Source organism: Streptococcus cristatus ATCC 51100, from assembly GCF_011612585.1.
Classification (GTDB): domain Bacteria; phylum Bacillota; class Bacilli; order Lactobacillales; family Streptococcaceae; genus Streptococcus; species Streptococcus cristatus_H.
Window position 1 is genome coordinate 558,720 of record NZ_CP050133.1, and the last position, 12,580, is coordinate 571,299.

At 44.0% G+C, this 12,580-nt stretch carries 8 protein-coding genes and 1 riboswitch; of the genes, 5 read left to right on the top strand and 3 right to left on the bottom strand.

The window, feature by feature from the left end; genetic code table 11:
- Nucleotides 1-12: 12 nt before the first annotated feature.
- Nucleotides 13-1,458 carry a UDP-N-acetylmuramoyl-L-alanyl-D-glutamate--L-lysine ligase gene (locus HBA50_RS02880; RefSeq protein WP_045501018.1) on the bottom strand — a complete coding sequence of 482 codons (1,446 nt, stop codon included), beginning with the start codon at nt 1,456-1,458 and terminating at the stop codon, nt 13-15.
- Nucleotides 1,459-1,544: 86 nt separating this feature from the next.
- On the opposite strand from HBA50_RS02880, the gene HBA50_RS02885 reads away from it, so the two are divergent.
- The 5 genes from HBA50_RS02885 (at nt 1,545) to mgtA (ending at nt 9,371) form a co-directional block, all read left to right on the top strand.
- A complete protein-coding gene (locus HBA50_RS02885) occupies nt 1,545-3,173 on the top strand; it encodes a putative polysaccharide biosynthesis protein (protein WP_045501020.1) in 1,629 nt (542 codons plus the stop codon).
- Between the two features lie 151 nt (nt 3,174-3,324).
- The gene (locus HBA50_RS02890; RefSeq protein ID WP_045501022.1) at nt 3,325-4,419 is read left to right on the top strand and encodes a cystathionine gamma-synthase; all 1,095 of its coding nucleotides are present in this window, start codon (nt 3,325-3,327) and stop codon (nt 4,417-4,419) included.
- A gap of 1 nt (nt 4,420) precedes the next feature.
- Nucleotides 4,421-5,587, top strand: a complete 1,167-nt coding sequence (locus HBA50_RS02895) for a MalY/PatB family protein (protein WP_045501024.1) — start codon at nt 4,421-4,423, stop codon at nt 5,585-5,587.
- A gap of 52 nt (nt 5,588-5,639) precedes the next feature.
- A riboswitch (M-box (ykoK) riboswitch) is annotated at nt 5,640-5,795 on the top strand.
- A gap of 146 nt (nt 5,796-5,941) precedes the next feature.
- Nucleotides 5,942-6,553, top strand: a complete 612-nt coding sequence (locus HBA50_RS02900) for a glutathione S-transferase family protein (protein WP_045501026.1) — start codon at nt 5,942-5,944, stop codon at nt 6,551-6,553.
- Nucleotides 6,554-6,710: 157 nt separating this feature from the next.
- Nucleotides 6,711-9,371, top strand: a complete 2,661-nt coding sequence (gene mgtA / locus HBA50_RS02905) for a magnesium-translocating P-type ATPase (RefSeq protein WP_045501028.1) — start codon at nt 6,711-6,713, stop codon at nt 9,369-9,371.
- A gap of 69 nt (nt 9,372-9,440) precedes the next feature.
- On the opposite strand, the gene zwf is transcribed toward mgtA, so the two are convergent.
- Both zwf and HBA50_RS02915 read right to left on the bottom strand, forming a co-directional pair.
- Complete coding sequence (gene zwf / locus HBA50_RS02910) at nt 9,441-10,904, bottom strand: glucose-6-phosphate dehydrogenase (protein ID WP_045501030.1); 1,464 nt, start codon at nt 10,902-10,904, stop codon at nt 9,441-9,443.
- A 121-nt stretch (nt 10,905-11,025) separates the two neighbouring features.
- Entirely contained in the window at nt 11,026-12,390 is a 1,365-nt protein-coding gene (locus HBA50_RS02915; RefSeq protein ID WP_045501032.1) for an MFS transporter, read from the bottom strand.
- Nucleotides 12,391-12,580 lie beyond the last annotated feature (190 nt).

Sequence of the window (12,580 nt, forward strand, 5' to 3'; positions counted from 1 at the left end):
GAAAGTCCTTTTTTATATGTATTTTTCTGCCAGTGTATAATCACCGGGATAAGGAACCTTTTGGTCATTGATGATTTGGTAGGTATCTGCTCCCTTGCCAGCTAGAATGACTGCATCGCCTTTAGCATTGGTTAGGCTGAGGGCTTTTTTGATAGCTTCTTCGCGGTCAGCAATCATATCCACCTCAAAGGAAATGTAGCTAGCAATTTCTTTTGCGATAGCAATTGGATCTTCGCGATTTGGATCATCTGCGGTCAAAATGACTTTGATTTCAGGATGCTGATTGAGTAGGAGGCCAAAGTCCTTGCGTCGACTTTCTCCCTTATTGCCAGTAGCCCCTAGTACAAGTATAGTCTGTCCTTTTTGATGTTCTTGAACGACAGACAGCAACTTAGCCAAACTGTCGCCGTTGTGGGCGTAGTCCACGAAGACCTTGGCGCCGTTTGACTGGGTCAAGACCTCCATGCGTCCTGGCACTCGTGTCTGGGCAATACCAGCTTGAATATCTTCCAATGAAGCTCCAAGTCGTAGGCAGGCTAGGCCAGCAGCAATGGCATTTTCCTGATTGAAGCGTCCAATCAGCTGGATATCGTAGGCACCAGCCAACTTTCCTTGCGCTTCAAAGGAGAAGGCTTGCGATTCTTGAATACTATTGGCGGAGTCTGCTCCATAGAAGTCGTGGTCATAGTTGGCCACTTGCTCAGCCAAAACTTGAAAATGATCCATGCCACTATTGACGACAACAGCTCGGCTATTGTCCATCAAGAGTCTCTTGTGGTAGAAGTAGTCTTCAAAAGTCGGATGCTCAATCGGGCCGATATGGTCAGGGCTGATATTGAGGAAGACCCCCACATCAAAGGTTAGTCCGTAGACCCGCTTTTTAAGATAGGCTTGGCTGGAGACTTCCATGATGAGATGGGTACGACCATTGGATACAGCTTGAGCCATCATCTCAAAGAGGTCTAAGCTTTCAGGAGTGGTCAGGGTTGATTTAAAGAAAGTTTTGCCGTCCAGAGTGGTATTCATAGTAGAAAGCAGGGCCGGTTTGTGGCTTTGTTTTAAAATATTATAAGCGAAATAAGCCGATGTGGTCTTGCCCTTAGTACCAGTGAACGCCAAAAGTTTGAGTTTTTGCTCTGGGTGACCGTAAAATTCCATAGCAATGAGGCTCATGGCTTGTTTAATATCATTGACCAAGAGTACTGGAATTCCGACTTCGAAGTCAGTTTCACTCAGGTAAAACCCTAGCCCAGCTGCTACAGCCTTTTCTAAAAATTCCCGCTTGAAGTGCTCGCCCTTGACAAAAAAGAGGGTTCTGCTGTCAGCTTGACGACTATCATAGCTAATCTTATCAAAGGTTAAGCCCTGATAGTTGAAGTAGTAGTCTCCATCAGCGATGATTTCACGAAAATTTTGGTCTTTTTTTAAAATATCTAGTATTGTTTCAATTTTTATCATATCTCTATTGTAAACCGAAAGGCTATGTTTTACAAGAGGCAAGGAAAAGTTTATAATAAAAGAAGAACAAATAGAAGAGGTTTTCTATGAGCCAAGAAACAACAAGCCAGCAGCAGAAAATGCTAAGAGGGACTGCCTGGCTGACTGCTAGTAATTTTATCAGCCGCCTTCTTGGGGCTGTTTATATCATCCCTTGGTACATCTGGATGGGCCAGCACGGGGCAGAGGCCAATGGTCTTTTTACCATGGGCTATAATATCTATGCTTGGTTCCTTTTGGTTTCCACAGCAGGAGTGCCGGTGGCTGTTGCAAAGCAGGTTGCTAAGTACAATACGATTGACAAGGAGGAACACAGCTTTGCTCTCATTCGAGAGTTTCTCAAGTTCATGCTGGTATTGGGATTGATCTTTGCAGTCATCATGTACTTGATGGCACCGGTTTTTGCCTCAATGTCTGGTGGCGGGGCTGACTTGATTCCAGTCATGCAGAGTTTGTCTTGGGCTGTGCTCATTTTTCCGTCTATGAGTGTCATTCGGGGCTTCTTCCAAGGGTTTAACAATCTGAAACCATATGCCATCAGCCAGATTTCGGAGCAGGTAATTCGGGTGATCTGGATGCTACTGACAGCTTATTTCATTATGAAAATCGGTTCAGGTGACTATGTTGAAGCCGTGACCCAGTCTACCTTTGCTGCTTTTGTCGGGATGCTGGCAAGTATGCTCGTCTTACTTTTCTATCTAGCAAAAACGGGTATGCTACGCTCTATCCTGAGAAAGCCAAAAAAATCTGCGGGAATTAGCGGTCGCTCCCTTCTCTGGGATACGATACGAGAAGCCATTCCCTTTATCATTACAGGCTCTGCTATTCAGCTTTTCCAGATTATTGACCAGGCGACCTTTATCAACATTATGACCCAGATTAGCGATTATACGAAATCAGAGCTCCTAGTACAATTCGCCTATTTTTCAGCTAATCCGAATAAAATCACCATGATTTTAATTGCGGTGGCAACTTCTATCGGTGGTGTCGGTATTCCTCTCTTGACCGAGAATTATGTCAAGGGTGACTTTCGCTCGGCTGCCCGCCTAGTGCAAGATAATCTTAGTATGTTGCTCTTCTTTATCTTTCCGTCAACAGTGGGAGCAGTTATGGTGGCTAGCCCGCTCTATACCGTTTTCTATGGTAAGCCAGATAGTCTAGCACTAGGGCTCTTCATCTGCGCTATGCTGCAGACGATCATTCTCAGTGCCTATACAGTTCTCGCTCCGATGATTCAAGCTCTGTTCCAAAACAAGAAAGCCATTCTCTACTTCTTTTATGGGGTTCTTGTCAAGCTCAGTCTGCAGGTGCCGATGATCAATCTCTTCCATGCTTATGGTCCCTTGATTTCAACGACCGTCGGTCTTTTACTGCCAATCTTCTTCATGTTTAGAGAAATTCGCAAGGTTGTTGGTTTGAATCCTAAGAACCTCTTGAAGCGTCTGCTGTTGAGTATGATTCTCACAATTGCCATGGTGATCTTGGTTCTGCTTGTCGAGTATCTACTAAGCTTCATCTTCCAACCAACTGATCGGATATACAGCTTTATCTATGTCGCTGCCGTTGGAGGAGTCGGAATGCTTGTCTATATCGTACTGTCTCTCAAGGTTCGGCTCATAGACCGTTTTATCGGACAAAAGGCAGATAGTTTACGCCAACGATTAAGAATGAAATAAGAAACGAAGAGTCGTTCAGCGACTCTTTTTTTATGGATTGTTACTCTATAGTTTCAGACTATAGCTAGCTCTTGAAAAGAAAAAAGCTCAAGACTTTCTTAAGATGTTACAATAGAAAGGTAGAATATTTTTAAAAAAGAGGAACGGTTAAATGGAGAGAGAGCGGAAATTAAATACCTTGTTGGCTCAAGCGGGAGTAAAAACAGACACAACAACGGGTGCCTTAACAACACCCCTGCATTTTTCAACGACCTACCAGCACCCTGAGTTTGGCCAGTCCACAGGATATGACTATACTCGAACCAAGAACCCTACACGGGCTAGCTTGGAAGAGACTCTAGCTGCTATCGAAAGTGCAGATTATGCCCTAGCGACTAGCTCTGGTATGTCGGCTATTGTGCTGGCCTTTAGCGCCTTTCCAGTCGGCAGTAAGGTTTTAGCTGTTCGAGATCTTTATGGTGGCTCTTTCCGCTGGTTTGCTCAGGTCGAAGCGGAAGGACGCTTTGCCTTTACCTATGCTAATACGGAAGAAGAACTATTGAACAATCTGACAGAGGATATAGATATTGTCTATATCGAGACACCGACCAATCCTCTTATGGTAGAGTTTGACATTGCCCGCATTTCCCAAGCGGCTCATGAGCGAGGAGCAGCTGTCATTGTGGACAATACCTTCTACAGTCCTATTTACCAAAGACCGCTGGAGGATGGAGCTGATATTGTTCTGCACTCAGCGACAAAATATTTGGGTGGGCACAATGATGTCTTGGCTGGAGCTATCATGACCAATGATACTGCCATCTATGACAAGCTTTTCTATAATCTCAATACAACTGGAGCAGTCCTGTCTCCATTTGACAGCTATCTGCTTTTGCGTGGTCTCAAGACCTTGGCTCTCCGCATGGAGCGCTCTACTCAGAATGCGCAAGAAGTCGTTGCATTTCTGAAGTCATCTCCTGCAGTAAAAGAAGTTCTCTATCCAGGTAAGGGCGGCATGATTTCCTTTAAAGTTGTCGATGAAAGCAAGATTCCTCATCTCTTAAATAGCCTGAAAGTCTTTACCTTTGCAGAAAGTTTAGGTGGAGTGGAGAGTTTGATTACCTATCCGACAACCCAGACTCATGCAGACATTCCTGCTGAAGTGCGTCATTCCTATGGCTTGACTGATGATTTGCTGCGCCTGTCAATTGGGATCGAAGATAGTCGAGATTTGGTAGACGATTTACGAGCAGCCTTGGAGGACTAATATGGGAAGTTATAACTTTGAAACAGCACCCAATCGGATTGGTCAGCATACTTATAAATGGAAAGAGGCGGAGAAAGACAGTCAAGTCCTGCCAGCCTGGATTGCGGATATGGATTTTGAAGTCTTGCCTGAAATCAAGCAAACTGTGCATGATTACGCTGATCAGTTAGTCTATGGCTATACCTATGCTAGTGAGGAGTTGATCGATGCTGTTCTAGCTTGGGAGCGGGATGAGCATGGCTATACCTTTGACAAGGAGGCCTTGGTCTTTATCGAGGGAGTTGTCCCTGCTATTTCGACGGCTATCCAAGCCTTTACCAAGGAAGGTGATGCCGTTCTAATCAACACTCCTGTATACCCTCCTTTTGCCCGCAGTGTCAAGCTTAATAATCGTCAGCTGATTACTAATTCCTTGATAGAACAGGACGGTCTTTTTCAGATTGACTTTGAGCAGCTGGAGCGGGACATCGTAGACAATGAAGTTAAGATTTACGTGTTGTGCAATCCGCACAATCCTGGCGGTCGAGTTTGGGAAGAGGACGTTTTAGAGAAGATTGGTCGTCTCTGCCAAAAGTATGGCGTTCTCGTGGTCTCAGATGAGATTCACCAAGATTTGACGCTGTTTGGACATAAACACCAGTCTTTCAATACTGTCTCGCCTGACTTTAAGGACTTTAGCCTGATTCTAGCCAGTGCGACCAAGACATTTAATATTGCTGGTACTAAAAATTCCTATGCAGTGATTGAGAATCCTAGCTTGCGACAAAAGTTTCAAAAGCGCCAACTAGCTAATAACCAGCATGAAATTTCGGGTCTTGGTTTTCTAGCGACAGAAGCTGCCTATCGTCATGGCAAGCCTTGGTTGACAGAGCTCAAGGCTGTCTTAGAGGAAAATATTGATTTTGTAGTCGATTATTTTGCTAAGGAAGAACCACGTCTGCGGGTCATGAAGCCTCAAGGAACTTATCTGGTTTGGCTGGACTTTTCAGCTTATGGACTGACAGATGATCAGCTCTTCCACTTGCTTCGAGAAGAGGCTAAGGTTGTCTTGAATCGGGGAAGTGATTTTGGCCAAGAAGGCAAAGGACATGCTCGTCTCAATACAGCTGCGCCGAAGACTATGATCAAAGAGATTTGTCGACGGATTGCGGAAGTTTTGGCAAAATAAAATAAAAATAGCTCTCTTTATTGACAATCTTTCTAAAGAGGAGTATAGTAATAGTATCAATCGGTAGGTGAGGCTACCATAAGGATACGGATGACTACCGCAAAGCAGTGGAGACACTACTCGTTGGTCAACAGTCCTGATCGCAAAGGTCAAGACTAAGCTCATTTCATCGCCTTATGGAGTTAAAGCTTGAACGGTGAATGCTTGTTTTATCTGTATTTAAAACAATGAAGCGAACAACCTGACATGCAAACAACCCTGCCTAGAATTGGCAGGGTCTTCTTTTTGACTGAATGCATTTTAAGAATGCAAATAGTTAATAGCTCACCTCTTAAAAAAGAAGGAGAAATAGTAATGAAATTATGGTATTCTAGTACCAGTCCTTTTGCGCGTAAAGTCTATGCTACAATTTTACACCATCATTTAGAGGAGCAAGTGGATATTCAGAAAGTTCAGGTGGCTTTCGACAAAAATTCACCGCATAATCAAGATAATCCTTTGGGTAGAATTCCTGCTTTTCAAGCTTCCAATGGAGAATGGTTGTATGGTAGTGATTTAATTTCCCAATATTTAGACGAGCTAGGTCAGGAAACTCCGCTTTTTCCTAATGGAATAGAGAAGTGGCGCGTTTTGAACATACTGTCTGTTGCTGAAGGAATCTTGGAAAACACAATGCCGATGGTTGCGGAAAAAATTTTTCATGAAAAAAAGCATTGGTGGAAAGACAGACATCAGCAAATTGAAGAGAGAAATGTCCGGAGTTTGGCTTTATTAGAGAAACTGGCTACTGAGCAAGGACTTTCTTTAAATATTGCAACAATCCAAATAGTTGCTCTTGTAGATTGGTGGAATTTACGTGAAGAAGTCATTGGATTTTCTTTGAAAGAAAATTTTCCAGAATTGCAAGAATGGACACAGGAGATGAATGCTACTTTTGATGTCTTGCAGGCATCTTGGGATTATTAACTACATTTATAAACTAAGAAAGGAGAAGTACGATGCAAATTGACGATCATCCGGAACCGCACATACACAGCCAATCGCTGATTTGTGTCGTTCTGTCCTCATAAAGTGATTGGTCCCTGTGTATGAAAATTATCAATCATACATAAAGGAGAAACCAATGAAAACAGTAAAAGAAAGATTAGTTGCTGCTTTGCAGCTTTCTGTACAAGAAACTCTGGCATTTTACAAGAGTTCCTTTCGCGGCCTGACAGAAGAGCAGGTTGAAGAAAATCGTGACCTCTATGGTGAAAATGTCATTACGAAGGGTCAGGAAGACTCTATTTTCAAGAAGATTTACGAGTCTATTATTAACCCCTTTACAGTCATCTTATTGGTGATTGCTCTGGTGTCCTTAGTGACAAATGTCTGGCTGGCCAAGCCTGGTGAGGAAGATCCGACAACTTCCATCATCATTGTTGTTTTGGTGCTGATTTCCGGCGGCATCCGTTTTATTCAGGAATTGCGGAGCGACCGCGCTGCTAGCAATCTATCTCGGCTGATTGTCAACACAGCTACGGTTATCCGTGAAGGAGCAGAGCAGGAACTTCCCATTGATGAGCTTGTTGTAGGAGATATCATCAAACTTAGTGCCGGAGACATGATTCCTGCAGATGTACTGTTGCTGGACTCGCGTGATTTCTTTGTTCAGCAGTCCGGCCTGACAGGAGAAAGTGATGCAGTAGAAAAGATCTGTTTGACCAAGGCAGATGGTCAAAATCTCGATAGCCTTTTAGAAACAGAGTCGCTGGCCTTTATGGGAACCAACGTTATTTCCGGGAGAGCTACAGCTCTGGTGCTGGTGGTTGGCGATGAGACCATGATGGGAGCCATTGAGCAGACGTTGAACACTTACGATGAGCCAACCTCTTTTGAGCGCGAGATGAATAGTATTTCCTGGCTCTTGATTCGTCTGATGCTGGTCATGGTGCCAGTTGTCTTCTTCATCAACGGTCTGACTGACGGTGACTGGCTGGAAGCAGGTGTCTTTGCCCTCAGCGTTGGAGTCGGCCTGACGCCAGAAATGCTGCCTATGATTATCACGGCGAGCTTGGCTAAAGGTTCCATTATTATGGCTCAGGAAAAGGTCGTGATTAAGAAGCTGAACGCTATTCAGGACCTAGGAGCTATTGATATCCTTTGTACGGATAAGACGGGCACACTGACCCAAGACGAGATTGTCTTGGAATACCCACTGGATATTCATGGTGATTTGGACTTGGCAGTGCTCCGTCGGGCCTTTCTCAATTCCTATTATCAAACAGGCCTTAAAAATCTCATGGATCGGGCTATTATCAATCGGACGGAGAAAGAAGCCGAAAAGCATGAGATTGTTCGTGACTTAGACCAAACCTTTAAGAAAATTGATGAACTGCCTTTTGACTTTGAACGCCGTCGCATGAGCGTTATCGTTAAGGATGATGAGGATGTCATCAGCATGGTGACCAAGGGAGCCTTGGAGGAAATGCTGGCTATCTCTAGCTATGTAGAATACAAAAATCGTATTACAGAACTGACTGAGGATATCCGTCAGGAAATCCTTGCTGAAGTGGCCCAACTCAACGAGCAAGGGCTGCGCGTGCTTGGTGTTAGCTACAAGTCAGACTTAGAAGAAGATTATGAGTATGAAGTGAAGGATGAGTCCGATATGATTTTGACGGGCTATCTGGCCTTTCTAGATCCACCTAAGTCATCTGCGGCTCCAGCTATTGAAACCTTGGCCGAATATGGTGTTTCCACTAAGATTTTGACGGGCGATAATGATAAGGTAACCCAAGCAGTCTGTGAAAAGGTTGGGTTAGATGTAGACAATATCTTGCTAGGTGTAGAGGTAGATGCTCTATCTAATGAGGAATTGAGTCAGGCAGTGGAGAACACGACAGTCTTTGCCAAGCTCTCCCCTGACCAAAAAGCTCGGATTATCCTTCAACTCAAAGCCAATGGACACAAGGTTGGCTACATGGGTGATGGTATCAATGATGCGCCTTCTATGAAGGTAGCAGATGTTGGTATTTCTGTTGATACAGCTGTCGATATTGCCAAGGAAACGGCAGATGTCATTTTGCTGGACAAGGATCTCATGGTTCTGGAGAAAGGGCTGGTAGAAGGTCGCAAGGTCTATGCCAACATGACCAAGTATATCAAGATGACGGTCAGTTCCAACTTTGGAAATATCTTTTCTCTTCTTTTTGCCAGCATTTTTCTGCCTTTTCTGCCTATGGCACCAGTTCATCTGATTGTCCTCAATCTAGTTTATGATTTGTCTTGTATCGCTCTGCCCTTTGATAATGTAGATAGTGAATTTCTCAAGAAGCCTCATATTTGGTCAGCTAGCTCTATTACCCGTTTTATGGCTTGGATCGGGCCTATCTCATCCGTTTTTGATGTTTTGACTTATCTGGTGCTTTACTTTATCATCGTGCCTATGATCACAGGAGGCAGCTATCAAGCTAGTACTGAACAGGCAGCGACCTTTATCACTCTTTTCCAAACAGGCTGGTTTATTGAGTCTATGTGGACCCAAACCATGGTCATCTACATGCTACGCTCGCCTAAACTGCCTTTTGTGCAAAGCCGTCCTGCTCTTTCCGTCATTGTGACGACCATGGCGGCAGCGCTCTTTGTCACTTCCTTGCCATATAGCCTCTTTGCGTCAGTTCTGAAGACTGCCCCGCTCAATGGCACCTATTTCCTTTGCCTTTTCTTGATTATTGTGCTTTATATGGTTAGCGTAACCCTTGTGAAAGGCCTTTATATCAAGCGTTACAAGGAATGGCTGTAATAGAAGTGCTAGCAGATGTTTAAGAATAATAAAAAAGATTGGAAAATTTTCCAATCTTTTTTATATGTATTATTCTTTATCAGGTTGCCATTGCCAGCTTGCTCCAAATTGGGCGAGTAACTCGAAGGAGGCTTCTGGTCCCATAGATCCGACAGGATATTCATGGAGTGGCACTTGATTTTGGCTCCAGAGTTCTTCGATGCGATCGATGAGCTCCCAGCTGGCTTTTACTTCGTCCCAATGGCTGAAATTAGTTGAGTCGTTATTAAGGACATCAAAAATTAGTTTTTCATAAGGGTCTGGAGAGGCTCCTGAAGCTGTGGCATCTGTCCGATAATCTAATGAGATGGGAGCTAGATTAAAGAGTTCCCCCACTTCCTTGCCATTGAGGCTGAGTGAAATCCCCTCAGTTGGCTGGATATAGATGGTTAGGACATTTGGTTTGAGAGGCTCACCAAAGATAGAGTCCATTTGTTTGAAAACGATGTTGACATGGGTGCCTTTTTTGGTGAGGCGTTTCCCTGTTCGGAAGAAGAAAGGAACGTCACGGAAGCGGTCGCTATCAATGAAGAAAGCACCAGAGGCAAAGGTTTCGGTCGTAGATTCAGGGTTGACATTTGGTTCGCTACGGTAAGAAATGTATTTTCTACCGTTGATTTTGCCAGACTTGTACTGGCCGCGAATGAAGAAGCGTTTCAAATCTTCTTCGCTCGGCTGAACGAGGCGTTCAAAGACCTTGACCTTTTCTGCTCGGATATGGTCTTTGGTAAAGCTTTTTGGTTTGTCCATGGCCAGTAGTGAGAGGAGTTGTAGGGTGTGGTTTTGTACCATATCACGAAGGGCACCGGATTGATCATAGTAGCCACCGCGTTCTTCAACTCCCAACTTTTCAGCAAAGGTAATCTGTACATTATCAATGTATTGGCGGTTCCAGACATTTTCAAAAAGCAGATTAGCAAAGCGGATGGCAAAAATCTTTTGAATCATTTCCTTGCCTAGATAGTGGTCAATGCGGAAAATCTGTTCTTCGTCAAAGGTTGCCAGTAGATCTTCGTTAAGTTTGCTGGCAGTTGCCAAATCTGTCCCAAAAGGTTTTTCGACAATCAGGCGTTCAAATCCTTTTCCATCAACGATTTGCTCAGACTTGAGATGCTTAGCAATAGTCCCGAAAAATTGCGGCGCCATAGAAAGGAAGAAGAGTTTATTATTTTCTGCCTGGTATTGCTCGTTGAGCTTGTTTTGCAGCTTGCGCAATTCGATATAATGCTCGGTATCTTGCACATCATGGCTTTGATAATAAAAGTGGCTGGCGAACTCTTGAGCCTGCTCGGCACTGTCGGCTAGGTCTGAGATTGACTCGACAACGACCGACTCGAAATATTCCTTGCTCCAAGGTCTGCGGGCGGTTCCGATAACGGCAAAATGTTGCGAAAGATTGCCAGATTTATAAAGTCGAAAGAGGGAAGGATAAAGTTTTCTTTGAGCCAAGTCTCCGCTGGCACCGAAAATTGTAATAATAACTTTTGAAGACATGAGATCTATTACCTATCTAAATGTGATTGTCTCTATTTTATCACAATTTTCAGAAAAATTGTATTTGAAAAATCTGGATTTGACCAAAGAAAATATCCCGAGGGGAAGTCGGGATAGAAAATTAGGCTTCTTTCTTCTGATGAATCGCTCGAAACAGGAAATAGTAGAAAATAAAGTTGCCTATTGCGAGAAGGAGCAGTAGGCTGAAGACATTGTGGGCGCCGCTTGTCGTATCGGGGGCTTGATTGAGCAGGACGGCCGCAATTGCTGTTCCCAAGGCACCAGCAAAGGTTTGTGCTAGTTGAAAGAGGGCAGTTACATCCGCTGCCTTTTCTCTGCTGACTTGTGAGGCCGATAAAGCCATAGTATTGTTGAAGGCCATGTTGCGCCCTAGAGTAAAGAGGATATAAAATCCTAAGATTAAAGGCAGATTGAGCCAGCTTGTAAAAAAGCTAAAGATAATCATGACCAGAAAGACTAGGCTATTGCCGCCTAGCAGAGATAGTTTTGGGCCTTTGCTATCGTACAATTTCCCCAGAAAAGGCGACATAAAAGCCCCGATCATAGTTCCGGGAAGGAGGGAAAATCCAGCTTGGGCAGTAGAGACATTCTTGGCCAGTACGAGAAAGTTGGGAATGAGAAAGTTGCTGGAAAGGTTGGAGAATTGGAAGATTAAAAAGGGAAGAATTCCAAAGAAAATCGTTGGTTCTTTCAAGATACGGATGTCCAGAAATGGATCTTGAACAGTCAGACTCCGCCAGATAAAAAAGGCAAAGGAAAGGAAGAAAATGGCTAGATAAAGCCAATTGACACTATCACCACCTTCCAAACTGGAGATGGTCATCAGTGAAAAGGAAAGAGCCGTTGCGAGCGAGAGAAAGCCCAGCACATCAAAGGGACGCTTGCTCTTGCCTGCCGAATTTTCCAAATTAACATAAGCCAGTAAAAAAGAGAGAATGGAAACTGGCATGATAAAGCTGTAGATCATGTGCCAGTCGAAGGAACCAATCATGAAGCCTCCGTAGGTCGGGCCGATGGCTGGTGCTATGCTGATGACTAAGCCGCTTAGCCCCATATAAAAGCCGATTTTCTGCCGAGGGACCCGCTCCACGATGAGATTAAACATAAGTGGAATGGCAATCCCAGTCGCTCCCCCCTGAAGGATCCGTCCAAGCATAAGGAAAGTAAAGTCTGGGGCAATCATAGAAAGCAGATTTCCAAGGGTAAAGATGGAAAGCGAGGTAAAGAGGATATGGCGTTCCGTCCAGTTGTGGGACAGAGTTGCGCCTAAAGTTATGGTAATAGCGGCAGCCAGTAGATAGCCAGTGGTAATCCATTGTAGTACCCCTAGGCTCAGGCCAAAGACCTGACTCAGGTGGGGAAAGGTCACATTCATACTAGTCTCTGAAAGAATTCCAGCAAAGGTGATTAAGGCTACAGCTAGAATAGAAAGCAAATCTCGTTTCCTTACTTTTTCTTGATTCATAAAAAGAACTCCTTTTCAAATGAGATAGTATTATTGTAGCATGATTTTCCAAGATAAGAGAGAGAAAATTAGAGAGCGAGCTTCATCAAGTCTCTTCTAATTTAGAAAAGTCGGTCAGAGCAACTTAGTAAAGGGTAGAGAATGGCATATAAAAGAAACACCCATGAAAATGGATTTTCACAGGTGTTTG